Source organism: Legionella worsleiensis, assembly GCF_001467535.1.
In the GTDB taxonomy this organism is placed as follows: Bacteria; Pseudomonadota; Gammaproteobacteria; order Legionellales; family Legionellaceae; genus Legionella; species Legionella worsleiensis.
This window is the reverse complement of the sequence record NZ_LNZC01000020.1, coordinates 17,818-43,462: the sequence shown is the minus strand read 5'-3', so window position 1 is coordinate 43,462 and position 25,645 is coordinate 17,818. Positions and strand designations below refer to the sequence as shown.

Genomic DNA, 25,645 nt, shown 5'->3' with positions numbered 1-25,645 from the left:
TCAACTATTGCAAAAAACCCTTGATAAAACTGGTAATGGTTTGAATAGCTTGTACATTTCTATTTTCATTTCGATAAATCAAACAAATCTCGTCAGAATAAACAGGTGCATTGGCGATGCGCTTGAGCTTATCAGGATACATTGATTTCGCAACCCGTGTTGGGAGTATGCCGATGCCACATCCATTGGCTGTTAAATTTGCTACTACTTCCAAGCTATTCATAGTCATAATACGTTCCGTAACAATCCCGGTTTTTTTTACTTGTTTTAACAATGTTTGTGTTTGAGTGAGATCAGGCTCACATAATATGATTGCTTTGCTTGAATGAACGTCTTGTATGTCTCGTGCACCTTCACCAACCCAGAAAGTAACTTCATCATCACAGACTTTTCGAATAATCAGATCGGGATGTTTAAATGGGTTCACGACAATACCAATATCAACAGATAAATTGACCACCTGCTCTGTTATTTTCCGTGAAATATCGTGTTTTAGATTTATTTCTAACTTTGGATGGCTTTCAAATAAATCAGCTAAAAATCCTGAAACCATATAAATAGCAATGGTTGAGTGACACCCTAAGGTAAAAGAACCTTGTATTTCTTGATGAGAGGCTAGTGCTTCTGATTTTGTATTTTCCCAAAGCTGTAATAGTTGTCTCACTTGCAATAATAACTGTTTTCCTGCCTGCGTCAATGTAACACCGGTCTTATGTCTGACAAAAAGTTGGGTTCCCACAGATTGTTCTAAACGCCTTACGGCTAAACTAAGCGATGGTTGGCTAATTCCAAGTCTCTCTGATGCACGCGAGAAATTTAACGTATTGGATACCTCGATAAAATATTCCAGCTCAGCTGCTGATGGAAGCATAAATATTACCTACGTCAAATACAATTGGCTTACATCTAGCATATAGATAGGAGTCCTGTAAAGTCAGGGCATGACAATATGAAAACCATTCAAAAAAAGATTATTGCAGTAAGTAATCAAGGATGTGATGATTTTTACCCATAAAAAATACCTATGACAACCATATTAAATCCATTATTGTTTTAATGCTTAATGAGTATCAAGATTACCACAATGCAATTCACTCTTATCGTTTATAAATACGAGCTTGCGACTCTCGAATAAAGTTAGGGACACTTAATAGGGGATAATAATGAAACAAGCTATTTTAAATATTATTTTAGAAAAACGTGGCAACGCATTGTATCATCAATGTCAGGAACAATTATGCATGCAATGTGCAGAAAAAATTTCAGCTCCCATAGATTTCGCATTAGCACATAATCAAGCGATTCATTTTGTACTGCCTGCTTTTCCAGCTAAATCAGCCAATCGGGAAAAAACTCTAAGCCATTTACCCGATATTGGTGAGCAATTAGCATTAATAAATATTAATGATTTGTTAGAGCAGATTGCAGCGGTTTATGCCCCAGGCGCAAGATTAACAATTTGTTCTGATGGACGAGTCTTTAATGATATTGTTGGTGTATCTGACCATGAAGTAACCGCTTATGTGGGCGCATTACACGCTTTGGTCAACGAACTGAAATTATCTCGTATTGATTTTTTTGATTTAAGCGATTGTTGGCCTAATATGAGTTTTACGGAGATGCGAGAACACTTGGTACAATTTTATGCTTCGTCAATTGAGGAAATTAAAAGCTCCGTTAAAAATAATGATAACGAAAAAAAATTATTTAATGGTTTGCATCGTTTTTTAGTTGAAGATTATGCTTATTTAATTAAAAACAACTCGAAAAATCAAATTCGCAAACGAGCACATCAACATACTTATCAATTGATTCAACGTTCTCATGCTTGGGGTGAGCTGATTAAAAGTAAATACCCAAACAGTATTCGTTTATCAATTCATCCTCAAACCTGTGCGAGTAATAAGCTTGCCTATCAACTTGTAGAGAGTAGCCATCGTTGGGCAACACCATGGCATAATGTGGTAGTGGTGCAGCACGATCGGGTAACGTTGATGAAAAATAGCGAGGCTAAGCGTATACCAACCCAATTAATTTGGCAGAATGGTCGGCCAAGTCATTATCAACTATTGGAAGATGCCTCATGAAATTATTATCCCCTTTTGGCGTTGAATTAACAACCCTTCCTACTGCATCAGCTTTGGTCGAATTAATATTAGAGCATGGTTTGGTACTAGTTCGTGGTCAGTCTATGACGACATGCGAAGCATATATTAATTATGCTCGGGCTATGGGGGAGTTATTAGCCTGGAACTTTGGTCTGGTTAATGAATTAAAAATAGATGATCATGCTGAAAATTATTTATACAGCAGTGAGGCAGTTCCCTTTCATTGGGATGGTGCATTTAAGCAATCACCTGCTGCATTACTGTTTCATTGTATTACAGCTCCAAATTATCAAGCAGGGGGGGAAACTTTATTTACTCATACGACCAGGATCTATGATGAAGCGTCTGATGAGATGAAAAAGGTATGGGCTAAAATAAAGATTACTTACGAAACAGAGCAAGTCGCACATTATGGCGGTTGCGTGACAGCATCGGTGCTCAGCCAGCACCCCTATAATAGAAAGGTTATATTACGTTATGCTGAGCCGGTATTTACTGAGCTTAATCCGGTATCGGTGACTGTTGCAGAAATGGATTTAGTACAACAAAAGCAGTTTATTGAAGATATGGCAGTGTTAATTCGCAATCCACGTTATTGTTATCAACATACTTGGCGGGATGGAGATTTATTGTTTGCCGATAATCATGCTTTAATTCACGGACGTCTTGCCATTAAATCAGGAAGTTCCCGACATATTCGGCGTATTCAAGTTGCAGAGTTTAAAGTTAATTAAGGATTTTTTATGCACGTTACTTCATTGATGGATTTAAAAAAGCAATCTACTACAACTGAATTTACTCATTTTATTCAACAACAAGGTGATGTTTTTTGGTGGGAAAAAGGGAATTTCTGGGTAGTTAGTAAATATGATTATGCCAGACAAGTACTTTTAAGTGATGATTATACCTGTGATCGGAGTTCTTTTTTTATTTCACGTATGCCTGAGTTGAATTTGGTGTTAGTAAACGATTTTTTTGATGTAGTAAGTAAAATGATGGTAATGAGTGATGCACCAGAACACACCAAGCGTCGTCGTATTTGTTATCATGGTTTTGGTAATCACAGTATTAGTCAATTAACCCCGCTAATTCAAAAAACTATAGATAAAGGATTAGCTACTTTAGCTCAGAAAGGCAGCATCGATTTTGTACCTGATTTTGCGGAAACGATTCCATCCACAACTTTAGCAGATTTTTTTAATATTCCAGAAACAGATCGTATGGAGTTTTACCATTGGTCTAATAATATGACGCAGTTTTTTGGTGGTTCTACCAGCTATTTAGATACTGATGGTATTAAAGTGAATGATAGTGCCAAAGCATTAAAAGATTATTTTATTAATTTAGTCGCAAGACGGAGGCGTGAACAAGGAGATGATTTTTTAAGTGTTTTGTTAACTCATCAGGAGCATTTTGGTTTAACAGATGAGGAAATTGTTTCGCAGGCGATTATGATGTTAGTAGCAGGTCAAGTATCTACCACGGATCAAATGTGCAATAATTTGTATGCGTTATTAATGGATCCTGAGGCGAAAGAGTTAGCGTTGAAGCAACCTGAGAAGTTAGAAAAAATTTTAGAAGAATGCACGCGGCTTGATCCTGCTGTGACGTTTACTTTTCGAGTTACTAAAAATCAGACACATATTGGTCAACAATCCATTCTACCTGGTGATGTCATATTTATTTCTAATCATGCCGTAAATCGAGATAAGGCATATTTTTCTAACCCGGATAAAATTGATATAGAATTAAATCAGGCTAAGAATTTTAGTTATGGTTTTGGGGGACATTTTTGTTTAGGGGCAAAGTTAGCGCGGGTGGAAATGTTGTTATGCGTGCAATCTTTGTTACAGCGTTTTCCTACGTTACATGTTGATGAAAATAAGCCTGTTGTACGTAAACATCATAGTTTATCGTTTTCAGGTTTTCAGAATTTGCCATTGAAGATATAAGGGGTACCACAGCACAAGATAAGTTACTAACTGATGGCACGTCACATACCCTTGTTTCTGTAACTTAAATTTCGTCTTCAAATCGTTACTGGTTAAATAATCTTTAATCACTAACAGCGAAGTCATTGGATTTTACTGAGGCGGTTTATTAAAACTCCCTTGTTCTAAAAAATTTAATATCAATTTCTGAGCTTTAAAATCATTCATTATAAAGGTATGAGTCGAATTGATTACCACAAACTCAGGTGTACCATTAAGTTTTGCGGATGATGGCGGAACCTTGGCATCAAAGCGCCCTGCTATTATTCCTATTTTCATTTGAGGTATGGGCACCCGATGCACATAAGACGAAGGATCTGAACTTAATTCAGCCAATGGTTTAATAAAGTACGCAATCGCCGGGAGTATTTTTAAAGATAATTTGGCTAATGAAGAACCTTGATTAGGCGGAGCCAACATGATCAAAAATCCCATATTTTTTCGTTGCTCATCCGGGATTTGAGCCAACGCTTCCCTGACGATGATGCCGCCTAAACTGTGAGTAATGAAATGAATTGTTACGCCCGGATAATTTTTTGCTAATTTATCAATGTAACTTTGCAAAGAAAGGCTGTGCTCGTGGATGGAATGACTCGGGGAAGGATAGCTGTAAGAGTAAACGGTATACCCCTGATGCTCCAGAAAAGCTTTTAACAAACTCATGCTCATGGACGTTCGCATTAACCCATGAACCAAAATTATAAGCTCACCATGAACCTTTTTATCTGAATGCGTTGTGGCCGTATGCTGCTGAACAGGACTTTTACCATAGGAAGAATAGGCATAAACGGGGGAACAAATCACTGACCCAAAAAACATTTCTAGTAATACACCAATTATCAAGCACGCCCTGAACGCAGCTTTACCCATCATGCTCCCTAATTATCGTTTAAGAAAAAACTAATCGCTGCTTCTCGCATAATTACCCTAAATTGATACAAATGAAATTTTGACATAAATTTCAAGGAATAACCAACAGATTACACTTGCTAATCTTGCCTAAAGGATTAAGAATAAATAGATAACCAGTTTACTTCAGGAGACAGGATGACTCATGACAAGGAAATAAACGATCTAATGCAGTCTGTTGCCCAAAAAAGCCTGCAAATACTCAATGACTTAAAAGAGATGCCCAATCAAATTCCGGCATTGTTAAGCCAATACATAGATCTTACCGAAAATTTCCAGAATTTGGTTAATGTCTTACTGAATAACCCTGAAAAAGTATGGCAAATGCAATTGGATTATTGGAAGGATGCAGTTAACCTCGCTCAAAATCAGTTCAATCAATGGCTGCAAGGAAAAACCACTCCTGTTGAAGATAACCGATTTAACGGGGAAGACTGGATAAATAATCCGTTCTTTCATTTATTAAGTCAGCAATACCTTCTTGCCAATCAGCACATGAATACCTTATTGGAGCAAATGGACTATGGGGATAAAAATTTAGCCAAGAAGGTTCGTTTTTTTGCCAAAAATTATTTAGATGCCCTTTCCCCTGCCAATTTTCTTCACACCAATCCACAATTAATTGCCGAAACCATTCAAAGCCGTGGTAAAAATCTGTTACAAGGACTGCATAATCTGCTCAATGATCTGGAGGTCAACTCCGCTCGCTTAAATATAAAGATGACGGACCATGAGGCTTTTAAAATCGGGGTAAATCTGGCCACTACCCCAGGAAAAGTGGTCTTTCGCAATGCCATGATGGAATTAATCCAATACACGCCTCAAACAGCTAAAGTCAAACAAATACCTCTGCTCATTATCCCACCATGGATCAACAAGTATTATATCCTTGATTTAAGTTCGCATAATTCATTAGTCAAATGGTTGGTATCCCAGGGCATAACTGTGTTTATTATATCCTGGGTCAATCCGGATCAACAGTTTGCCTCAAAAAGTTTCTTTGATTATTTAAATGAAGGGCCTATTACGGCTATTGCGACCATTCAAAAGCAATTAAAAGTCAAAGAAGTGAACACTCTTGGCTTTTGCATAGGCGGAACCCTTCTGGCTACCCTGTTGGCTTACAACAAAAAACATCAGAACAACTCAATACGCAGTGCCACCTTTCTTGCGGCAATGATTGATTTTAGCGATCCGGGCGATATATCGGTGTTTATAGATGAAGAGCAGATCAAAAAACTGGAAGATGAAATGGATGCCAAAGGATACCTTGACGGTAAATTTATGGCATCAAGCTTTAACTCGTTAAGAGCAAACGACTTAATCTGGTCATTTTTCATTAAAAATTACCTGCGAGGTAAAAATCCGGTTCCATTTGATATTCTTTTTTGGAATTCCGATTCCACCAACATGCCTGCTACCATGCATTCACAATATTTACGCTGGATGTATTTACATAATGACTTGATAAAACCAGGTAAAATAATACTTAACAACACCCCCATAGATGTAAGCACCATTGATATTCCAACTTTTTTCCTTTCCACCCATAAAGATCATATTGCACCCTGGAAAACGACTTATACAGGCTTTCACATCATGAAAGGCCCCAAACGCTTTGTTTTAGGCGGATCGGGACACATCGCAGGAATCATTAATCCCCCAAGTTCAAAAAAATACGGCTATCGCACCAACAACCATTGCCCTGCAAGTGCCGATGAGTGGCTGAATCAATCTGTAGAGCACCCTGGATCATGGTGGGAAGAGTGGCTTAAATGGCTAAAGACCCATTCTGGAAAAGCCATAACAGCGCCAGTGTGGGAACAACTTCCTTTATCTCCAATTATGGATGCCCCGGGCAGCTACGTACTAAAGAAATAATGCTTAATTTGGGGGTTTAATTCTGTTAAGAATTTACCCCAAATTTAATAAAAACCCCTGCTGGAATTAACTGCGGACTAAAAATCGAGGGAGACTGTAGGTAATCATTTTATTACACACCACTATTAGCCATTCTCACTGATTTTTTCCATTTTTTATACAGCCTTTGCCAAGCCATTTGGTTAGATGGCTTGGCCCAATCAAAACCAATTTTTTCCCAATCGGGATCATCCGGGTCAAAGCCAATGTGCTTGATGTAGTTGGCACTGCAAATAAAAAATTGATGCTTGTAAGGTAATAAATATCCTCCCTTTTCTTGCAACACCAATCGAGCTTCAGCATAGTCCGCAAACCATAAGTTCAGATAACCACCAACAATAAAATAAAGCTGCATCTTAAGATCCAGCCAGGATTTAAACCCATGTTCCATTGCGATAACAGCAAGTGCATGCTTGAGTTTTATTTTCTTGAGTAACACATCTGCAGAAACACAATCATCAACGTCCAAAAATAAACGAAATCGTTTTAGGGCCTGGGCAGAAGCGCTACTGCGTAATGATTTCAAAAGAAGGGATGCTTGAATTCTGGCTTCAGCAAGATTAAATGGCTTACGTGTACTATTCATTTTTAACACCTTATTTAATTGCCAGGCACCCACTATTTGGCAAAAAAAGGTCAAACGAACACACGTCGCTGATTGTCTTAAACGGGGTGAAATCCTCTTTTGTGGGTATAGGCGCCCCCTGTGAGCCTGAACTAATTTTATGCGATACAAGGACCTTAATCAAGCTAATATCGCAGTGTATCAAGCCATTATCTTAGCGGATATACACTCAAAATATTGAGCAATCACCAGTGCCGTGATTTTAGGGAGCTGATTTCACTATTCGTTCTGCTTCCCATGTTGAACCAAAAACATCCAGACTTAATTTCATTACCCCTTTTTCAGGATCAATAACCGCTGTAGTAGTCGCAATCCATTGTATACCAGGAATAATATCGGCATGATGTGTCGCCTTTTGTATCCAGACTCGGGATTCGTTATTCCAGGTTCGTGTGTAAACGCTATGGCATCCTACTCCCAAAGGTCTCAATAATCCTAACATCAGCCGCTTACCTGGACCTAGGGGCCATAAATCTAGCGCAGGAGCATCCTTCCAAATCTCTGCCTGTATTGTTAAAGGAGTTAATCCCATAGCCAGTGCCCATAAATCCAGTAAAATATCACGCTTGCCCTGGTAATCATAAAACGCCAGAGTAAGCTGAGTCTGCTCATATCCTATAGAACGGTCTTTTTGTGCGTACAATCGGGTCTGTCCTTGTGGCGTAATACCTGTTTGCAGCATCATAATGGATTCCGAATTATCAGGTGATATGACACGATAGTTAAGAGTCAACCCTGATTGTAAATCAAGCGCTTCAGCAAGCTCATTATTTCGTTGGGCACTTACAATGTAATCACCAGCAACGGGATAATAATAAAGGCTAAACTGTTTTAGTTCTTTGGGTTTGTAAGAAATCATATTAGAAAAATGATAAGGTACACGCTCACTGGTGGGACGCACCCCTTTTTGAACTTGAATATAAAAACGGTATTCCCTATCAAATTTTTCACAAGAAGCAATAGGCTGGCCAACGACAACCCAATCACCGGTGTTAGGTTTAAGGCTTCCGTCTTTTAAGTAGGGAATTAAAATGTATTGACCCGCATAATCCCTTAATAGTATAAAATTGCCCCAGGACTCATCTATTGCAGCCTTATGGTGTTGCTGATTAGCTCTGTCACGCAGTTCCACAACATGAGCGTTGACTGGAGCTAGAATGATATGTTCCGCTGCATCATCAACACGGACAAAATAGTCTTTCTTTAATTTTGCATCATAGGCGACTTGCCACTCTTCCTGAAAAAATTCGGTAATAAAGGCACTTTCCAAATGAATGCCGCGCTCAGACTCTAATCGATACCGCTCCCAGGCAATTTCAGGAGAAACAGGTACTTCCAAATTTAAAGGACCTTTCTTTTTTTGGGTTCTGTAATTTAAACCACCCAACCAGAAATAAGTACTTAATAAAAAGGGCAGGACTAGAAGAGGCAATTCAACAGGAAATAATAATTTATAAAGAACAACTACAGACAAAGCAGCCAGAGCGCTGCCACACAAGGCCACTAAATAGCTAAACTTACCTGGAATCATAAATATCCCACCCAAAGCTATTGCTGTAAGCATAAAATTATATCCTGTTTGGGTTATCAAAAATTCATAACCAAAAAGTATCAAGATCAATGCACCAACGATGTATCCAGAAATCACTAAAAAAGCGAGATATCGAGAGGCAAGAAACAATCCTGCAAAAATCAGTGCGCCAGTGAGTGGATAGGGAACCAACATCAATCCGCCCACAGTTGAAAAAAAGACATCAGACCAAGGAAAGGACAAAAATGAAGGCAGGTTTGCCTGCATGAACATCAGCGATGGAAACGATACCAATTGTTGATCATGAAAAATGATGATTAAAGGCCAGGTACCCAAAACAAAAGGTAAAGTCATCAAAGGCACCTTACCCAGATTCCACAAAAAATTACATAACCAATTAGTGCAGGTTGTAATAAACAATATAATGAGAATCAATCCCAGAAAGAACTGAATTGATAAAGGATAATAAGCGCTCAAGAACAAGCCGCACAGCAAACTATTGACAAGATGCAGGTCCCCAGGCGGATTAATAGACAATAACCGACCAAATAACCAGGCACACAGCAAGCTAAAAAATCCCGAAAAGGCAGTTCTTGGAGATCCCCAACTCACGAGAGCAAACCAGGCTCCTATCCAGGGGGAATAACAAAAAAATACCGTAGAATAGGCACGAAATATACGATGCACTACATTAGTTTTGAATAAATAAAAGGAATCAGAATTTAGAAGAGTACTTAGTCTTTTAGGTAACATGTCAGTGTCCATTCTCAAGTCATTAAAAGTTAACGCTACTTGTCAGTTGTTCCGCTTTTATCCTTGGACAGGTACTCCTTGAGTGATGCAGGTACATGTTCCAATGATTGTAACGTTTCCAATTGTTCAGCATCCCGTATAATCTCAACACTTCCTTGTTCCATAATCATTATTATAGACGGTCGATATTGAATAAACTGCATCCACTGTGTGTTATTATATGCGCCAGTATTCGTAATCATTAATGGCTCACCAACATTGAGCGGCGGCAAAAGCACCGAACTGTTAATGACATCCAGATTCATACACAAAGAACCATACAGCACCGTTTCCTCAGAAATACCTGCCAAAGGTCTTAAAGGCTTAATCCTGTGGTTGTACCAAAAAGAGGTAAACATCAGGTTAACCCCAGAATCAAGAATACACCCTCGTCGTCCATCAGGAAGGCGCTTGTTCCCAACAACCCGAGTAATCAGGCATTCTGCATCGTCAATAACCGCTCTTCCGGTTTCAAGTATTAATCTGGGCAAGGGCTTACCCGCAGCTTCACGATGAGCGGTTGCCGCCTTCAAACTGTTAATAATGGCTTGAGCGTATTGTTCAATACCAGGAACAATTTGTTCAGGAGAGAGATAGATTCCTCTAAGCGCATTAAAAGAGGCAAATCCTCCACCAATATCTAAAATACCGATTCGACAATCTATCGCTCGCTCGGCAGCCTCCATAAAGTCACACATGATACGGACTTGCTCTGCATATGCTCTGGTATCGAGAACAAATGTTCCAATATGGCAATGCAGTCCGGTTAATTCGAGGTGTTTGCTCGTACCAATACGAAGAACGGCTCTCATGGCTTCACCGTTTTCAATATTAAAACCAAATCGAGTCCAAGGTTCTGTATAGCCGTTGTTAAAATTAAGCCTTATACCAACATGAACAACTTCAGAAGTGTCTTTAGCAATTTGTTCTATCATGAGCAATTCATCAAAATGATCAATATTAATGTATGCATTATCCTGAATTGCTTCTTTTAGCAGATTTGGTGATTTATACGGACCGTTTAGAATGATATGAGAACCTGGCACTCCTGCCAGTTTGGCTTTGGCGTATTCAAAATCAGACACCACTTCCGCCCAGGAACCTTCCTGATGAAAAATATGACATACCGCAGACAAGTAATTCGTTTTGTAAGGCCAGGCATGGATTACCTCAGGCCAAAGAGCTCTAAAAATACGCATAAGGTGACGCACATTTTCTCGAATTCTTCGTTCCGATAAAATAAATAAAGGGGAATGATAGTGTTCGAGCAATGGCAGTATTGCTACTCCATCAATATGGCTTTGACAAAATTCATCACGGTACCCGTTAAACATGTTGATTCCCCCTGCTTGCTGCATGATGATAGCGGGTTTAGACCATGTTTTTTTTGGTGCTTCCATAATTATTCCTTAGTATCGACCACAGATGTTCCGTGGGCGATCATTTGTTCAAGCTGATTCAAAGTCACCATTTGCTCACTGGAATAGCGAATAAAATATGTCCCTGTTACTGGACTATCAAACACCGATCGTTGTTCTAAGCCCAAAATCATTTCGATTAACCGTGCGGGTAAATTCTGACCGGCTTTTTCTGAAATGGAAATCCAGGCGGGAAAACGAGGATTAATTTCAATCAGATGATAATTACCGCCTGAATCACACATCAACTCGAGTTCAAATGGACCTTTCCATTGCAGTTCTTTAACCATATTCTGGGCATAATCAAACACAGCTTCATCAGCTATAGTCACACCAACACAGGCTTTATTTTTGCTGGTTAATGCCACTTTTTTGATAGTAACACCACCTATCATACCTCCTTGCCCATCACCAATCGCACTAAAATTACATTCTTCACCCTGAATGAAGCGCTGTACCAAAATTGGATAACCCCAATCTTTGACCATATCATTGAACGCCTCTGTCGCTTCAGAGGAAGAAAAGACCTTTCGGGCATCATAAAAAGGACCTTTGACTATCAAAGGATAAGTCCATCCTTCAAAATGACAAAAATTAAAAAAATCAGGCGAAAAAAGTGCCTTGACTTCAGGATAGTGAAGGTTAATTTTACTCGCAAGCTCTGGCAAACGATCTTTATGACAACGCATCAACTGATCTGCCGTAGGTAAAAAGGTGTGAATGCCTATTCCCAAAAGTCTATCGGACATGCCAATAATTCCAGACAATTCGGAGTCAAGACAAGGTATCAAAGCATCAATGCGTTCTTCTTTTTTAATATCCAGTAAGCGCAAAAATAAAGCCTCTGAACCAAATCTTGGGTAAGGCAGCAGGTATGCGGCATCGCATAAATCCTCAGCATACAAACCCACATCAAAAGCATCATAACCCAAACCAACAATACGCACTTTATTGCCAAAAGATTTGCGAAGGCAAGAGGCAACAGAAATCCCTGGTGCAGGATTTTCTGGGAGAGCATTCATGCCAGTAATGGCCACGGTGAAGCGATTCGTTTTTTTCATTTGATTTGTTGTTGCAATGAAGTAAAAAAATCCTGGATATCATGCTCAATCACTTCACGAGTCACATGATATTCTTCACTTAATTTTTCAATGATCTGCCCCAAATTAGAGCCTTCCTGAATGTATTTGATAATTGCCAGCCCATTACTGTTAATGCGGTAGTTTTTTCCTCGCAAGGGGTCAAAAACAAACCCACTTTCTGTAATGATCAGACGTTTTAAAACATCAGGGTTTGGAAAATAATTGGTTTCTGCATCTACCTCGGTCATTTTTCCAGCTTGCCTATACAGTACCATGACGCCCCCAAACAATACCTCAATATATAAAGCATAGTTGAAATTTATGAATTAATTTTAACTGGCAGTTAAAATTAATTACGTCAGGTCACCCGAAAAGATCAGGCAAAGATGAGTAAAAAATCCATTATCGCTGGTTTGAAGATTTAGAACATCATGAATAAATTCAGTCTGTTAGACCATTACTATTGGTGTTTTTTTAGGTAATCCAGTGCTTCTTGATTATCAGGGGCTCGTTCCAATACCAATTTATAATTTACAATGGCCAAACTTTTCTTTCCCTGCCAAGCCTGGGAGCGTGCCAGAAATACAAATACCGTTGGATCCGAGGGATATCGTTTCGCCATTTCCATAGCGTGGGACTCCAACAGCTCCCACTGCAGCAAAGCAGATTGAGATGTCATAAGCCGCACGTGCGCATTATAATCCCAAGCGGATATTTGAATGACTTCCTTGGCATAAATTGCAGATTCCTTCCATCGTTGCTGCGCTAAAAGAGGCAAGGTTAATCCCAGACGTGCGTCTATGGAATCTGAGTTTAACGCCAGGGCTTTTTTGTAATAAGACAAGGACGTATTGTATTGTGTTTGTAGATAGTACAACCAACCCAATCGAAGTAAAAGAAACTCATTTTTGGGAGAAGAACTCAACATAGGCTCGAGTACCTTTGCCGCATCAAGGTATTGTTTGCTTTGCTCGAGGCTAAACGATTTTTTCCACGAAGTATTGTCAGGAGAAGCAACACAAACAGAATTCAAAACGCCAAGACCCATCGCCAATGCAAACAAAAGAGATTGGTTCCGTTGTGTAAACAGCTTCATAACTTTTTTCCTCGTGAAAAATCAATCAAATTAACTATAGCACCCTGATTATTTTATGTCTATTTTCTAACTTACTGTCTTAACTTGATTGTAAACAGGATGGATCTATGTAACTAATGAACGATTAAACAATGGATGTGTTCCGCTTTTTAAATTCATGATGAAAATAACATTAAGAGTCGGTATATTTTTAGGTATATTTACCAATTTCTGTTGGGCTGGTGACTTTTGGACAACCAACATCACACCTCAAGCCGTAGCAGTCACTTATCCAGGTTCTCCTATTCGCAACAATCTAAATACCGAAGGCGCTTTAGTTGATTTTCAATACCTGGAACGATTAGGAATTTCTATTGGCGAGACCCACCTTAATCTTAACTATAAATTCGACATTCCGGCTTTAAATCAGGATATTGGGTATTTTTCCATTAGAACACCTCTTACACCGGATTATCTTGATGGTATTTTGACCCTGAGACTGGATACCTATAAAATCTGGGGTAACGATCCGACCCGTGAAACCGATAATACCAGTATCATTGCACCAATAGTTTCTTTTTTAAACTACAAACAGACCTATTATCTGGACTTTGGCTACGCATACAGCAAATACGGAACCAGTGCCATTAGAAATGATAATTTGTCTATTACCCAGGTCACCCCGACTGTAGGTTTTAGTTTTTTTGAACAAATGAACTGGATTTATTTACGGTTATACAGTATCAATTCCTCAAACCCGATTCGCTCACAAAATTTAAACAATACCCTGGGAACAGAAATTACTCTTACCCACTACATCATGCCCAGTCATTTCTTTGTTCCTCAGGTACTGCAAGCCGGCCTGTTTTTAGGCAAACGAATATATGCCGTAGATAACATCGCATTAATTCCATATAACCTCGGTGACGTTCAAAAAAACAGCGCCTATGTGCAAGCAAAATGGAAACTGACACAACATCTGTTTTTCATACTCAATGGCGGAAGCCAAAATTTTAATACCTTGTACAACAATGCAAATTACTCGTATAAGCTCAATTACATCTATGGCGGACTTAATTTTAAATTTTAATCTGCCACAGTGCATTTAAAGTAATTTTTTCAATTGACTCCATACCGTTTCCAATAGAATTGCTTGTCCTTCTTTTTTAGGATGCAACTTGTCATCCTGCATTAAATAAGCGTTCGAATCCACGTGTTTTAAAAACACTGGCACTAATGCAATATTCTGTTGGTTTGCCAGAACGGGATATAAATTCGCAAAAGCAGCTCTATAGGAAGAGGGATATTCAACTGGCAACCTCATGCCTAACAAAAGCACCTTGCTTTTATGTTGTTTGGCCAGGATTATCATCTTCAACAAATTAGCCTGAATTGTTTTTATAGGAACGTGCTGCAGACCGTCATTGGCTCCCATTTCGATGACAGTAATCTTTGGTTTATATTCATCAAGCGCCCATTGAAGTCGTTTTAATCCGTTTTCAGTTACATCCCCGGGAATACTGTAATTCACCACTTGATAATGATAATTATTCTTCTTGAGACGTTCTTGCAACAAACTCACCCAACTGTCTTGAGAACGAATACCGTAGGCATAACTCAAACTGTCACCAATAATTAAAAGAGTTGGTTCAGACTTTGCCGGGAGCAATAAAACCAAGAAAAATGGCAGTAAACAAAGCAACAAAAAAATCATTCGTTTCATTTACCGACCCCAAATTGGCCATTGGAATAAAATAAACTAAAAATACCGAACGGATGATCAGTTAATCCGGCATTTCGCCCCACAAAAACGACACGCCAAACACTCAATGGCATAAGGTTCTAATCTGTTCAACCAGTTCTCTGTTCTTACCTAAATCAGAATAGCCCATAGTTGCGCTGGAAACTACATTTCCATCAGAATAAATCACCAACCAATCAACAAAATGAAACACTCTGCTTTGTCTGTACGCCAGTAAATATGTTTTATCCAAATGGGTTATCGTGATTTGAGGAATATTATGTTGCATGCACTGAGATAAGTCTGAGAGATTGACTGCGTTCAGTGGCGCAATATAGTGCATGTTATCTGGGGCAACGAAACTACTCACCCAATTGGGTTTTTCTTCCGATAATTTCCCATTCATTAATCCCTCAGGCATTTCCCTGAAATTAATTTGGGGAAATAAATATAGTATTCCCACCGCACCAGCAATCAATAAAACAACAATAAGCAAAATTTTCATTTAAACCAATTCCTCTTCATGTTGCAGTTCTTCCTGAAGGCTACGTTCCAAAGAAATATAATCAATTTTACCAGAGGGTAAAATGGGTATTTTACTTCCTGGATAGATGGTATGAGGTACCAGTAATTCAGAATGACGCTGCTCATGAATTTTTTTAATGAAATTCAATTTATCGGCATGCTCTGCTTCAGTGTATAACACAATCTGCTCGCCTTTTTTAGAACATTTTCTCGTTACCGCCGCATGCAATAATTCAGGCCAGATGGAAGCGGCAATACCCTCAACTGCGGTGAGCGAAACCATCTCTCCTGCAATTTTGGCAAAGCGTTTCGCACGTCCGGAAATCGTAATAAAATGCTCAGGCGTCATGGTGACAATATCACCTGTATCATGCCAGCCATTAGCAGGTGGAATTATTGTTCCTGGTTTATCGGCACTCATATATCCCAGCATTATATTAGGACCACGTAGCTGTAAGCGCCCCCCCACAGCAATTCCATCCACCGGAACAATACGACTCTCCATAAAAGGCAAAATCATCCCCACACTTCCGGGACTTGATGCCAAGGGGCAATTAAGAGAAATCACCGGAGAGGCTTCTGTTGCACCATACCCTTCATAGATTTTGACTCCAAATGTTTCCGACCAATACCTGATGGTTTCAGGTTTTACCTTCTCAGCACCGGCAAAAATATAACGTACACTACTGAAATCGTAGCGATCTGCAGCTCGGGCATACCCTGTTAAGAAGGTATCAGTTCCAAACATAATCGTTGCCCCGGTTTCATACACCAGGCCAGGAATTACCTTATAATGCAACGGAGATGGATAGAAAAAGCATTGCAGCCCCGTAATCAAGGGCGTAATGCTTCCAGCCGTTAAGCCAAAACAATGAAAAATAGGCAAGGCATTAAAAAAGGCATCTCGTGAAGTAAAATCAACCCGTGATTTCATTTGACAACAATTGGCTAAAATATTGGCATGACTCAAGGCCACTCCTTTAGGCACGCCTTCTGATCCTGAGGTAAATAAAACCACGCCTGTCTCATTGGGAGCAACAGTTTCGCCCAGAAGTTTATAGGTTAAGGCAGGAGCCATTCCCTTTAATAAACCGGCTATTTTATTTGCAAGACTTATGGACGATTTAAACTCTTCCAAATAACGAACAATAAGACCCGCACTTTGCAACTCTTCAACTAATGATTCCAGCTTGGCTGTTGCAATAAATTGCCGGGAAGTATAAATGGTCTTGATTCCAGCGGTATTGCAGGCCGAGATTAAATTATAAAAACCCATACTGAAATTCAACATGGCAGGAATACGCCTATATGCCTGCAAAGCAAAAAAAGTGACCATACCTGCAACGGTGGTGGGCATCATGACACCCACATGCTCATTGACGACGGTCTGCTTTTTGAGTTGTTTTCCTAAAATAAAACAACGAGCAATAAATTGTCTATAAGTCAAAGGAGTTCTGTTACTGTCTTCAATTTTTGCTTTATTTTTGACCCCTACAGCAACACCTTCAATGAGAGCAGAAAACAGAGTTTGCGGCTGAAAACTGTTTGCAAAAGTCAAATCACTGATTAACCGAAACAAACGCATGCTGACAGCCTGGCGATTTACCGGCTCATGACTGGGTTGAATAAATAACTGAGAAGGCATGACATGCAAGGTAATCTTAGGAGCGAGACGGATACGATGCTTGCTTTTGCTGATTGAAAACAGACTGTATTCAGCGCCTTGGATCCGAACAGGGATAACCTCTGCTCCAGCTTTCTGCAATACAACTCCAGGGCCATCATAAACTCTTAGGCTTTCTTCTTGTTGACCTAATAAACCTTGCGGAAATATGACGCAACGCTTGCCTGAACGAATCGCTTTAATCAGCACCCGAGTGGCACGAGCGCTGCCTGGGTCGATCACCAGAACTTCCGCAAACAGCAAAACAAACTTAACCCATAATTTTTTAAACATTAAAGGATGCAGTGCTATGGTTAATCGCTCTGGTAAAAATACTGAAAGCAATAATACGTCGATAACAGAGGTTCTGTTCGCAATGATTACCGAGTTAGGCGCAGGTTGATAGTGCCCCTTCACTTCCACACGAAACCAGGTGACTAATACGGCTTTAATCCAGCGTCTTATTCGTTGAAGTTGTTTATCTTTCCAGTTCAGATGTTCCATATAATTCATTCTCAAAAAATATACTGCCATAAAAAATCAACTCGTATAGTACAAGATTGAAATCAATTTAAATAGCTTTTATCCCCATTCTGATTGAGGCTTAAATCACAATTACCCCTCCTAATACCCCAAATGGCTTGCGAGTATCTCATGGCTGTAATAAAGTAGAAGGATGAATTACAAAAAAATCTGCCCGGTAAAAACCAGTTGCGTCGTTTTGGCTTTGGTTTTCTTCGTTGTATGTGCCCTTGCATTTCAACAGCACTCTATAGAAATCATTCACTGGATTGATGATCTGGGCTGGCTTGCACCGGTATTGTTTGTCCTTGTTTACTGCCTGGCTACCCTTATGCTCTTGCCAACTATGGTATTGACTCTGGCTGGAGGGGCAATTTTCGGCCCAATATTTGGTCTATTACTCAACTTACTCGGAGCAACCAGTGGTGCGGCGCTAGCCTTCCTGATTACACGGCACTTAACGTATAACTGGTTTAGCCAAAAACGAGGAGAAAAACTGGATAAGCTGATTCAGGGAGTGGATGAAAAAGGTTGGCTGTTTGTCGCTTTTTTACGATTGGTTCCCATAGTGCCATTTAACCTGGTTAACTACGGCATGGGCATCACCGGTATTACGTTTCGTGTTTATCTGATAACCACCTTTGTTTTTCTAATTCCAGCAGAAATCATTTATACCTGTTTTGGTTACGCTGGGATGGATGCCCTTGCTCAACCGAATAATTTTTACCGCAATGGAGGAATGCTACTCACTGGGATAGCTGTTTTGTTTCTTTGCATTATCAAGTTCATCAGAAGAAAGCAAGGCGATTAACTGCTCAATTAACGGATGAGTAACCGCAAAAATAACCTCATCGACAGAAAAAACCGCTCTGATTCCGTGCAAGGAGTTAGCAATAAAAAGAGCATCTGCTTCGTTTATCATTGCTTTAGTTACACCTTGTTCCCTAAAGGGAATACCTTGATCCTCACACAATGACACGATTCGGGATCGTGTAATTCCAGGGAGGATTCCATGATCCAGCGGTGGTGTTATCAACTGATTATTTTTTATCAAAAACAGATTAGCGCAGGTCGTTTCCGTAGCACAATGGTGCAGATTAAAAAACAAGGCATCATCCGCACCCATAGTGATTGCCTGGCGCCTTGCCAATACGGCCTCCAGATAATTTACAGTTTTCATTCTGTATATAGGGTTGGCCGCATCCCTTAACCAGGAGGAAGCAACAAGGCGCACAGGATGATTCGCTTTTTGATAATTAAAGGTTTGCAGTATTAATTGACTGACCTGACTGCGTTCTACCAATCCACGGGGCGCTGACCCGCCACTTAAAATGGCTTTTACACCACCATGATACAAATTGTCACGTCTAATTTGCTGAATCAGACAGTCATACCAGTCATCCAGGGAAAGATCGAAGGCGATACCCAGCTGATGAGCAGAGTCAGCCATTCTTTGCCAATGCAAGGCAGCAAAACAGGGGTGGGAACTGTCAACTTTAATTGTCTCGAACAAGCCCTCACCCAAAAAAATGCGATCATCTATTCCAAATCCAGGGATAACATCGCCTTTATCTATTAATACCCTGGTATGCATCAAAAACCCATAATTAATAATCTACAAAATCATCAAGCTCGTCACGCAAACGCTTTTCTTCCAACATGTTTTCCAAACGCCGGCGAGCATCCAAACCATTAGCAGGTATTTCGGTAAATTCAGTATCTACGTCTACCTCTTCAAAATCATCGACAACTTCAATTATTTCTTCTTCATCTTCTTCAAACAAGTCAGTCATAATCATCCTCTTCAGAGAGTTAACAGGAATTTGTTAAATCACTTAGTTAAGTGGAACAAAATGCCAGGACGGCTATATACCCTATTTTCTTTTTTTTGCCTAGTTTTTTTTATTTTTTTTCACGGCAAAAATGACGAAAATGACATGAATATCTTGAACTTTGCTGCCAAACAACGAATAATCAACAAAGAAAAATAATAAATTAATCATATGCCTGACCAATTCAAAATCGCCTTACGTAACTCCATAAAGCAAGTACGTGCAAAAACAAGCGTTTCTTATAGAGTCCAAAGCTCCAATCAAATTTGTAATCGAATTAAAGCACTCAATGAGTATAGAAAAGCCAAAAGCATTGCCTTATATTTTGCAGTTAACGGTGAAATTGATTTGAGTAATCTTTGGCAAAATGCGCCTTTGCATGGCAAATTCTGTCATTTCCCGGCCCTCAACAAAAATTCAACTCTTTCATTTTTACCGGCCACCCCCAATACCCCCTTCAAAAATAACCAGTACGGCATTCCCGAGCCAGAAGTGAACCATGATCTGGCAATACCTATAGAGCAACTGGATTTAATTATCATGCCACTCGTAGCCTTTGATAGCCGTTGCACCAGACTTGGTATGGGAGCTGGTTACTATGACCGAACTTTAGAAAATAAAAAAAACGGCCTGTTTCTGGGAGTAGCCTATCAATTTCAAAAAGTCGATTTTCTGATCCCTGAACCCTGGGATATCCCACTGGACGCAGTAGTGACACCAAAAGCCATATACTGGCGAAATGCTTGATTTCTAATACTGCACCCAGCCCAAAGCCTAAATAGAATTAATCGTATCAAGAGATACTTTTTCATCAACAAAAATAAAGGCTATTTTTTTTTAACCATTAAGATTGAGTTTAATCCGGCGCAATCGTAGAGCATTAGCAATGACTGAAACAGAGCTCAGTGACATTGCTGCGGCAGCGATAACCGGGCTCAATAATACCCCTGAAATTGGATACAATAGTCCAGCAGCCAAGGGGATTCCTAACACATTGTAGATAAATGCAAAAAATAAATTTTGACGAATATTGCGCATAGTCATTACGGATAAATGACGGGCTTTGAGTATCCCTGCCAAATCACCATGCAACAAAGTAATACCAGCACTTTCAATTGCAACATCAGTTCCGGTACCCATTGCAATACCAATATCTGCCATGGCAAGAGCAGGCGCATCGTTTACTCCATCTCCCGCCATGGCGACCACAAATCCTTGATTTTTCAACTCCCGCACCTTACTGCTTTTGTCTGCAGGCATTACTTCGGCAATAACATGTTTTATCCCTAGCGTTTTTGCCACACTTTCAGCCGTTTTTTTACTGTCCCCAGTCAGCATGTACACGTCTATCCCTTTTCGCTGCAACTCATTGAGTACCTTAAGTGTGTTTGGTTTCACGGGATCTTGAATCATCAAGACCGCAACAAGGGTTCCGTCTACAGCAACAAAAACAGCCGATGCACCTTTGGTGCGTTCATCATCAGCGATTTTGACGAGCTCATCATCAAGCTTTATATCAGCTTCCTGCATGAAAAGAAGCGAGCCAATTGCAATTGTTTGACTGGCTACTCTGCCCAAAACTCCTTTTCCCGTAACAGCATTAAACTCTTCGACAGGAACAAAGGATAGTTTTTTTTCTTGTGCGGCAAAAACAATAGCCTTCGCTAAGGGGTGCTCGCTCTGATGCTCAAGAGAAGCCGCTATTGCAAGAATTTTATGCTCATTTATCGAATTAAGAGTCACTATACGAGTGAGTACAGGATGACCTTCTGTTAATGTTCCGGTTTTATCAATGAGCAATACATTAACTTTCTCCATCTGTTCCAAAGCCTGAGCATTTTTAATCAAAATCCCTTGTTGTGCACCTTGCCCGACGCCAATCATAATGGACATGGGCGTTGCCAAGCCCAGGGCGCAAGGACAGGCAATAATAAGAACAGATACTGCAGCAATCAAGCCATAACTAAAGGAGGGCTGTGGTCCCAATAATACCCACAAAACAAATGCGATTAAGGCAATCCCTATCACCATGGGTACGAACCATTCAGAAATTTTATCTGCCAGTCTGGCGATTGGAGCCCTGCTTCTCTGGGCTTCGCTGACCATCTGCACAATGTGGGCAAGCATGGTATCACTTCCTACATGCAAGGCTTTCATCACAAAACTTCCCGTTTGGTTTAAGGTTGCACCGATAAGCGTTTGGCCTACCTCTTTGCGCACGGGCATAGACTCTCCTGTCACCATAGATTCGTCTATATAACTGTACCCTTCAGTGACCACGCCATCGACAGGTATTTTTTCACCCGGACGAACACGTAATAAGTCACCTACCTGCACTTGTTCCAGAGATACTTCTTCTTCATTACCCTCAGCGCCAATACGATGAGCAGTTTGTGGCGCCAGCCTCAAAAGCGCTCTAATCGCTCCGCTTGTGTGCTCTCGAGCTTTAAGCTCCAAAACCTGCCCCAATAAAACCAAGGTTGTAATAACAGCAGCGGCCTCAAAATAAACGGCAACACCGCCATGAGCTGTTTGTAAAGCCAGAGGAAAAATACCCGGTAGAATAAGTGCGATCACACTATAACCCCATGCTACTCCAATACCCATAGCTACTAGAGTAAACATATTCAATTGACGTGTTTTAAGCGAATCCATACCCCGTTGTAAAAACGGCCAGCCACACCATAAAACTACTGGTGAAGCCAATAAAAATTGCACCCAGGAAGATAAGCCAGCAGGAATAATTTGCAGGAAAAGATGCCCTGCCATTTCCAAAAAAAACAAGGGCAAAGTCAAAATTAAAGCAATCCCCAAACGACGCCTCATATCTAAATATTCTGCACTGGTTTCCTGCACTATCTGAATTACTTCAGGCTCCAGAGCCATACCACAAATAGGGCAATTACCTGGTTCATTTTGACGAACCTCAGGGTGCATGGGACAAATATAAAAACCATTAGGCTCCGCTCCCTTTATCTCCTGTGATGTTTGCCGTTGATGATTGCATGAAGCAGATTCTGTTTCAGAACTATGATGACCTTTATGATGATAGTGATTCATAATGCACCTACTCGTATTTTTTCAACAATTCGATTATTTCATTCAATTTTTGACTACGTACTTCGTCATCGGTTAAAGATGCCATATGGCCCAAACATCCTTCTAAATGAGTCTCTAAGACACTGAGCTCTATAGTTTTTAGGGCACTGCGCACAGCCCGAATTTGCGTTATGATGTCAATGCAATAACGCTTCTCATTAATCATGCGCTTAATCCCTTCAAGCTGACCGAGTGCACGATTTAAACGATGTAATTCTTTTTCATGAGTTGTGTGATGATTCATTTTTTTCTCCTATACCCCTATAGGTATATACCCCGAGTGGGTATATGTCAAATAAATCGTACCAAAATAAATCATCTGTACTAACTTGAGTAGGGTTAAGATTAGTTTGCACAGGCGTTGAACGGTTGGATTTGAGTGCAGGTTAACTGAAAGGGTTGGGGGAAAAAGCGCAGTGTACATCAGGTACATGAGCATTTTTCCCCCAACCCTTTCGGTTAAGATGCGCCAAATACACCCGTTCAAAGGGCATCGTTTCCGACTTCACCTGTTCTAACCCGAACCACCTGCTGCAACTCATAAACAAAAATTTTACCGTCACCTATTTTTCCGGTATATGCCGATTTACAGATTGCTTCTATGGCTATTTCGACCATATTTTCAGGTACAGCCAATTCGATTTTAATTTTGGGGAGAAAATCGACAACGTATTCTGCTCCTCGGTACAATTCAGTATGCCCTTTTTGACGACCAAATCCTCGAGTTTCGGAAATTGTTATTCCTGGTACGCCTATTTCCATCAATGCCTCATGAACATCATCCAACTTAAAGGGCTTGATTATTGCGGTGATCATTTTCATATTGGTTCCATTCTCATGTATAAAAAAATAAGTTCTTGCAAACGCAGGAGCTTGGGTATAGTTCTTCAGAAACAGTTTTGTTAGACTGTCAACACTACTTAACATGGAGTAACTATGTTCGACACGAAACAATTTGACGATTTGGCTCAAATGCTTTTTGCCACTTTGCCAACCAGTCTACAAAATATTGAAAATGACATCCAACAAAAATTTAAAGAAGTATTGCAGGCCACATTTACTCGTCTTGATTTAATTACCCGAGATGAATTTGATGTTCAGTGCAAGGTACTTGCCCGAACCAGAGAAAAGCTGGAGCAACTCCAAAAACAGGTTGATGAACTGGTAAAGGTCAAAGACAATAAAAATCAGGAATGTTAACATTCAACCCAGCAGGATAAGATTAAGGCAATTTTATTAATAAAGCCGCTCAGGAAATAAAAGCGGCTAAATGTCCAACACAACAGGAATAGACATCATGAATCTCGCATTCACCAAAACACGCAGCACTATTGGTATATTAGCCCAATCAGTATCAGTAGAAGTACACCTTTCCAATGGGTTACCTGGTTTTACTATGGTCGGGCTTGCTGAAACAGCCGTAAAAGAGAGCAAAGATCGCGTACGAAGCGCCATTATTAACAGTCAATTTGAATTTCCTTGCCGTAAAATCACCGTCAATCTGGGACCTGCGGATTTGCCAAAATCAGGTAGTGGCTTTGATTTACCGATTGCTTTGGGAATCCTGGCAGCATCAGGCCAGATTCCACCACAAAAACTAATAAATCATGAGTTTATTGGCGAATTGGCTTTAAGTGGCGAACTCAGGGGCGTATCAGCTATTATTCCTGCGGTACTTGCCGCACATCAAGACAATCAACTATTAGTAATCGCTGCAACCAATGCACAAGAAGCTTCACTAACTGGACATCAGGATGTTCTTATCGCCAATAATTTAAGGGAAGTATGCAGTTATCTTTGTAATGATACTCCCTTGCAAAGCCCCCCACCCAGACCACAATATACCCAATCAACTCACGAACTGGACTGGTCTGACATCAAAGGACAGTTCCATGCAAAAAATGCTATGGAAATTGCCGCATGTGGCGGACACAGTATTTTGTTATGCGGTGCTCCCGGAAGTGGGAAAACCATGTTGGCCAAAAGATTTTCAACCTTGTTACCCGAATTATCGGAAACCCAGGCATTGGAATGCGCAGCAATCAATTCTATAAGAGGAAAATCGCCTGATTTCACGCAGTGGCGCTCGCCGCCTTTTCGGGCACCACACCATACGGCATCGCCCATGTCTTTGGTTGGCGGGGGAAATCCACCCAAACCGGGAGAAATTTCGCTGGCTCATCATGGCGTATTATTTCTCGATGAATTACCGGAGTTTAATCGACAAGTCCTGGAAACATTGAGAGAACCATTGGAATCAGGAAATATTTGTATTTCTCGAGCGGCAGCTCAAACCGAATTTCCGGCAAAATTTCAATTACTCGCTGCTATGAATCCTTGTCCTTGCGGACAATGGGGTAATCCACAAGCAAACTGTTTATGCACACCCGATAGAATCAGTCGGTATCTAACCAAACTTTCAGCACCTTTACTGGATCGCATAGACATGCACATCACAGTACATGCACTTCCAGCTCATGAATTAATCAAACCCAACGCCAATCAAGAAAAACAAAGTGAACGCATCAGAGAAAAAGTAATTAAAGTTCGAGCGATACAAATGAAACGACAAAAGTGCATTAATGCTAACTTAAGCGCCAAGCAATGCGAACTGTTATGTCAACTGGGGGATAAAGAACATACTTTTTTAAACGAAACGATGAGTAAATTAAAACTCTCTGCTCGCAGTTATCATCGTCTGCTTAAGGTTGCAAGAACAATAGCCGACATGAATGAACATGAAAAAGTCGGTTTGAGTCACCTGCAGCAAGCTCTATCTTACAAACAAACGTTTCAATCCCCCAAATAGAAG

Annotated in this window: 25 protein-coding genes; 9 read left to right on the top strand and 16 right to left on the bottom strand. The window is 40.2% G+C overall.

What is annotated here, in order from left to right:
- Positions 1-4: 4 nt before the first annotated feature.
- Positions 5-871 carry a LysR family transcriptional regulator gene (locus tag Lwor_RS08370; protein ID WP_058493436.1) on the bottom strand — a complete coding sequence of 289 codons (867 nt, stop codon included), beginning with the start codon at positions 869-871 and terminating at the stop codon, positions 5-7.
- 292 nt (positions 872-1,163) lie between these two features.
- Here Lwor_RS08370 and Lwor_RS08365 point away from each other — a divergent pair, with 292 nt between their 5' ends.
- The 3 genes from Lwor_RS08365 to Lwor_RS08355 are packed head-to-tail and all read left to right on the top strand — an operon-like array spanning position 1,164 to position 4,060.
- Complete coding sequence (locus tag Lwor_RS08365) at positions 1,164-2,087, top strand: isocyanide synthase family protein (RefSeq protein ID WP_058493435.1); 924 nt, start codon at positions 1,164-1,166, stop codon at positions 2,085-2,087.
- Positions 2,084-2,842, top strand: a complete 759-nt coding sequence (locus Lwor_RS08360; RefSeq protein WP_058493434.1) for a TauD/TfdA dioxygenase family protein — start codon at positions 2,084-2,086, stop codon at positions 2,840-2,842. Before Lwor_RS08365 ends, Lwor_RS08360 begins: the two co-directional genes overlap by 4 nt.
- 9 nt (positions 2,843-2,851) lie before the next feature.
- Positions 2,852-4,060, top strand: coding sequence for a cytochrome P450 (locus tag Lwor_RS08355; RefSeq protein ID WP_058493433.1), 1,209 nt, complete (start codon positions 2,852-2,854; stop codon positions 4,058-4,060).
- Positions 4,061-4,192: 132 nt separating this feature from the next.
- Here the strand turns inward: Lwor_RS08355 and Lwor_RS08350 are convergent, their stop codons facing one another.
- Entirely contained in the window at positions 4,193-4,969 is a 777-nt protein-coding gene (locus Lwor_RS08350; RefSeq protein ID WP_058493432.1) for an esterase/lipase family protein, read from the bottom strand.
- 177 nt (positions 4,970-5,146) lie between these two features.
- On the opposite strand from Lwor_RS08350, the gene Lwor_RS08345 reads away from it, so the two are divergent.
- Positions 5,147-6,889, top strand: coding sequence for a PHA/PHB synthase family protein (locus tag Lwor_RS08345; protein ID WP_058493431.1), 1,743 nt, complete (start codon positions 5,147-5,149; stop codon positions 6,887-6,889).
- 112 nt (positions 6,890-7,001) lie between these two features.
- Here Lwor_RS08345 and Lwor_RS08340 read toward each other — a convergent pair whose 3' ends face one another.
- The 6 genes from Lwor_RS08340 to Lwor_RS08315 form a co-directional block, all read right to left on the bottom strand.
- Positions 7,002-7,514, bottom strand: a complete 513-nt coding sequence (locus Lwor_RS08340; RefSeq protein ID WP_058493430.1) for a hypothetical protein — start codon at positions 7,512-7,514, stop codon at positions 7,002-7,004.
- A 241-nt stretch (positions 7,515-7,755) separates the two neighbouring features.
- Positions 7,756-9,837, bottom strand: a complete 2,082-nt coding sequence (locus Lwor_RS08335) for an urea transporter (RefSeq protein ID WP_162262299.1) — start codon at positions 9,835-9,837, stop codon at positions 7,756-7,758.
- 35 nt (positions 9,838-9,872) lie between these two features.
- A complete protein-coding gene (locus Lwor_RS08330; RefSeq protein ID WP_058493428.1) occupies positions 9,873-11,276 on the bottom strand; it encodes an alanine racemase in 1,404 nt (467 codons plus the stop codon).
- Between the two features lie 2 nt (positions 11,277-11,278).
- Positions 11,279-12,355 carry an ATP-grasp domain-containing protein gene (locus Lwor_RS08325; protein ID WP_058493427.1) on the bottom strand — a complete coding sequence of 359 codons (1,077 nt, stop codon included), beginning with the start codon at positions 12,353-12,355 and terminating at the stop codon, positions 11,279-11,281.
- Positions 12,352-12,651: a PqqD family protein gene (locus tag Lwor_RS08320; RefSeq protein ID WP_058493426.1), complete on the bottom strand. Its 300-nt coding sequence runs from the start codon at positions 12,649-12,651 to the stop codon at positions 12,352-12,354. Before Lwor_RS08320 ends, Lwor_RS08325 begins: the two co-directional genes overlap by 4 nt.
- A gap of 185 nt (positions 12,652-12,836) precedes the next feature.
- Positions 12,837-13,472: a tetratricopeptide repeat protein gene (locus tag Lwor_RS08315; protein ID WP_058493425.1), complete on the bottom strand. Its 636-nt coding sequence runs from the start codon at positions 13,470-13,472 to the stop codon at positions 12,837-12,839.
- Between the two features lie 157 nt (positions 13,473-13,629).
- Here Lwor_RS08315 and Lwor_RS08310 point away from each other — a divergent pair, with 157 nt between their 5' ends.
- Complete coding sequence (locus Lwor_RS08310; RefSeq protein ID WP_147279865.1) at positions 13,630-14,541, top strand: hypothetical protein; 912 nt, start codon at positions 13,630-13,632, stop codon at positions 14,539-14,541.
- A gap of 15 nt (positions 14,542-14,556) precedes the next feature.
- Here the strand turns inward: Lwor_RS08310 and Lwor_RS08305 are convergent, their stop codons facing one another.
- From Lwor_RS08305 to Lwor_RS08295, 3 genes are all read right to left on the bottom strand, one after another.
- On the bottom strand, positions 14,557-15,174 hold the full coding sequence (locus Lwor_RS08305; protein WP_058493423.1) for an arylesterase: 618 nt from the start codon (positions 15,172-15,174) through the stop codon (positions 14,557-14,559).
- A gap of 103 nt (positions 15,175-15,277) precedes the next feature.
- Entirely contained in the window at positions 15,278-15,697 is a 420-nt protein-coding gene (locus Lwor_RS08300; protein WP_058493422.1) for a DUF1499 domain-containing protein, read from the bottom strand.
- The gene (locus Lwor_RS08295; protein WP_058493421.1) at positions 15,698-17,884 is read right to left on the bottom strand and encodes an AMP-binding protein; all 2,187 of its coding nucleotides are present in this window, start codon (positions 17,882-17,884) and stop codon (positions 15,698-15,700) included.
- A gap of 172 nt (positions 17,885-18,056) precedes the next feature.
- Here Lwor_RS08295 and Lwor_RS08290 point away from each other — a divergent pair, with 172 nt between their 5' ends.
- Positions 18,057-18,713 carry a TVP38/TMEM64 family protein gene (locus tag Lwor_RS08290; RefSeq protein ID WP_058493420.1) on the top strand — a complete coding sequence of 219 codons (657 nt, stop codon included), beginning with the start codon at positions 18,057-18,059 and terminating at the stop codon, positions 18,711-18,713.
- Here Lwor_RS08290 and Lwor_RS08285 read toward each other — a convergent pair.
- Together Lwor_RS08285 and Lwor_RS08280 are read right to left on the bottom strand one after the other, a co-directional pair.
- Positions 18,645-19,496, bottom strand: coding sequence for an aminotransferase class IV (locus Lwor_RS08285; RefSeq protein ID WP_115091014.1), 852 nt, complete (start codon positions 19,494-19,496; stop codon positions 18,645-18,647). The two genes, Lwor_RS08290 and Lwor_RS08285, sit on opposite strands and share 69 nt — an antisense overlap.
- Before the next feature lie 13 nt (positions 19,497-19,509).
- Positions 19,510-19,695, bottom strand: coding sequence for a PA3496 family putative envelope integrity protein (locus Lwor_RS08280; RefSeq protein WP_058493418.1), 186 nt, complete (start codon positions 19,693-19,695; stop codon positions 19,510-19,512).
- A gap of 210 nt (positions 19,696-19,905) precedes the next feature.
- Here Lwor_RS08280 and Lwor_RS08275 point away from each other — a divergent pair, with 210 nt between their 5' ends.
- Complete coding sequence (locus Lwor_RS08275) at positions 19,906-20,481, top strand: 5-formyltetrahydrofolate cyclo-ligase (protein ID WP_058493417.1); 576 nt, start codon at positions 19,906-19,908, stop codon at positions 20,479-20,481.
- Positions 20,482-20,571: 90 nt separating this feature from the next.
- Here the strand turns inward: Lwor_RS08275 and Lwor_RS08270 are convergent, their stop codons facing one another.
- The 3 genes from Lwor_RS08270 to Lwor_RS08260 form a co-directional block, all read right to left on the bottom strand.
- Positions 20,572-22,794 carry a copper-transporting P-type ATPase gene (locus Lwor_RS08270; RefSeq protein WP_058493416.1) on the bottom strand — a complete coding sequence of 741 codons (2,223 nt, stop codon included), beginning with the start codon at positions 22,792-22,794 and terminating at the stop codon, positions 20,572-20,574.
- 7 nt (positions 22,795-22,801) lie between these two features.
- Positions 22,802-23,077, bottom strand: coding sequence for a metal-sensitive transcriptional regulator (locus Lwor_RS08265; RefSeq protein ID WP_058493415.1), 276 nt, complete (start codon positions 23,075-23,077; stop codon positions 22,802-22,804).
- A gap of 239 nt (positions 23,078-23,316) precedes the next feature.
- On the bottom strand, positions 23,317-23,655 hold the full coding sequence (locus tag Lwor_RS08260) for a P-II family nitrogen regulator (RefSeq protein WP_058493495.1): 339 nt from the start codon (positions 23,653-23,655) through the stop codon (positions 23,317-23,319).
- A 114-nt stretch (positions 23,656-23,769) separates the two neighbouring features.
- Between Lwor_RS08260 and Lwor_RS08255 the strand changes: the two genes are divergently transcribed.
- Both Lwor_RS08255 and Lwor_RS08250 read left to right on the top strand, forming a co-directional pair.
- Positions 23,770-24,033, top strand: coding sequence for an accessory factor UbiK family protein (locus tag Lwor_RS08255; RefSeq protein ID WP_058493414.1), 264 nt, complete (start codon positions 23,770-23,772; stop codon positions 24,031-24,033).
- 97 nt (positions 24,034-24,130) lie between these two features.
- Positions 24,131-25,642 carry a YifB family Mg chelatase-like AAA ATPase gene (locus Lwor_RS08250; protein ID WP_058493413.1) on the top strand — a complete coding sequence of 504 codons (1,512 nt, stop codon included), beginning with the start codon at positions 24,131-24,133 and terminating at the stop codon, positions 25,640-25,642.
- Positions 25,643-25,645: the final 3 nt, after the last annotated feature.

Bases quoted from the DNA above. Each gene is read 5' to 3' on its own strand.
- Lwor_RS08370 (WP_058493436.1), bottom strand. From the start codon at position 871: ATGCTTCCATCAGCAGCTGAGCTGGAATATTTTATCGAGGTATCCAAT.
- Lwor_RS08365 (WP_058493435.1), top strand. From the start codon at position 1,164: ATGAAACAAGCTATTTTAAATATTATTTTAGAAAAACGTGGCAACGCA.
- Lwor_RS08360 (WP_058493434.1), top strand. From the start codon at position 2,084: ATGAAATTATTATCCCCTTTTGGCGTTGAATTAACAACCCTTCCTACT.
- Lwor_RS08355 (WP_058493433.1), top strand. From the start codon at position 2,852: ATGCACGTTACTTCATTGATGGATTTAAAAAAGCAATCTACTACAACT.
- Lwor_RS08350 (WP_058493432.1), bottom strand. From the start codon at position 4,969: ATGGGTAAAGCTGCGTTCAGGGCGTGCTTGATAATTGGTGTATTACTA.
- Lwor_RS08345 (WP_058493431.1), top strand. From the start codon at position 5,147: ATGACTCATGACAAGGAAATAAACGATCTAATGCAGTCTGTTGCCCAA.
- Lwor_RS08340 (WP_058493430.1), bottom strand. From the start codon at position 7,514: ATGAATAGTACACGTAAGCCATTTAATCTTGCTGAAGCCAGAATTCAA.
- Lwor_RS08335 (WP_162262299.1), bottom strand. From the start codon at position 9,837: ATGTTACCTAAAAGACTAAGTACTCTTCTAAATTCTGATTCCTTTTAT.
- Lwor_RS08330 (WP_058493428.1), bottom strand. From the start codon at position 11,276: ATGGAAGCACCAAAAAAAACATGGTCTAAACCCGCTATCATCATGCAG.
- Lwor_RS08325 (WP_058493427.1), bottom strand. From the start codon at position 12,355: ATGAAAAAAACGAATCGCTTCACCGTGGCCATTACTGGCATGAATGCT.
- Lwor_RS08320 (WP_058493426.1), bottom strand. From the start codon at position 12,651: ATGGTACTGTATAGGCAAGCTGGAAAAATGACCGAGGTAGATGCAGAA.
- Lwor_RS08315 (WP_058493425.1), bottom strand. From the start codon at position 13,472: ATGAAGCTGTTTACACAACGGAACCAATCTCTTTTGTTTGCATTGGCG.
- Lwor_RS08310 (WP_147279865.1), top strand. From the start codon at position 13,630: ATGATGAAAATAACATTAAGAGTCGGTATATTTTTAGGTATATTTACC.
- Lwor_RS08305 (WP_058493423.1), bottom strand. From the start codon at position 15,174: ATGAAACGAATGATTTTTTTGTTGCTTTGTTTACTGCCATTTTTCTTG.
- Lwor_RS08300 (WP_058493422.1), bottom strand. From the start codon at position 15,697: ATGAAAATTTTGCTTATTGTTGTTTTATTGATTGCTGGTGCGGTGGGA.
- Lwor_RS08295 (WP_058493421.1), bottom strand. From the start codon at position 17,884: ATGGAACATCTGAACTGGAAAGATAAACAACTTCAACGAATAAGACGC.
- Lwor_RS08290 (WP_058493420.1), top strand. From the start codon at position 18,057: ATGAATTACAAAAAAATCTGCCCGGTAAAAACCAGTTGCGTCGTTTTG.
- Lwor_RS08285 (WP_115091014.1), bottom strand. From the start codon at position 19,496: ATGCATACCAGGGTATTAATAGATAAAGGCGATGTTATCCCTGGATTT.
- Lwor_RS08280 (WP_058493418.1), bottom strand. From the start codon at position 19,695: ATGACTGACTTGTTTGAAGAAGATGAAGAAGAAATAATTGAAGTTGTC.
- Lwor_RS08275 (WP_058493417.1), top strand. From the start codon at position 19,906: ATGCCTGACCAATTCAAAATCGCCTTACGTAACTCCATAAAGCAAGTA.
- Lwor_RS08270 (WP_058493416.1), bottom strand. From the start codon at position 22,794: ATGAATCACTATCATCATAAAGGTCATCATAGTTCTGAAACAGAATCT.
- Lwor_RS08265 (WP_058493415.1), bottom strand. From the start codon at position 23,077: ATGAATCATCACACAACTCATGAAAAAGAATTACATCGTTTAAATCGT.
- Lwor_RS08260 (WP_058493495.1), bottom strand. From the start codon at position 23,655: ATGAAAATGATCACCGCAATAATCAAGCCCTTTAAGTTGGATGATGTT.
- Lwor_RS08255 (WP_058493414.1), top strand. From the start codon at position 23,770: ATGTTCGACACGAAACAATTTGACGATTTGGCTCAAATGCTTTTTGCC.
- Lwor_RS08250 (WP_058493413.1), top strand. From the start codon at position 24,131: ATGAATCTCGCATTCACCAAAACACGCAGCACTATTGGTATATTAGCC.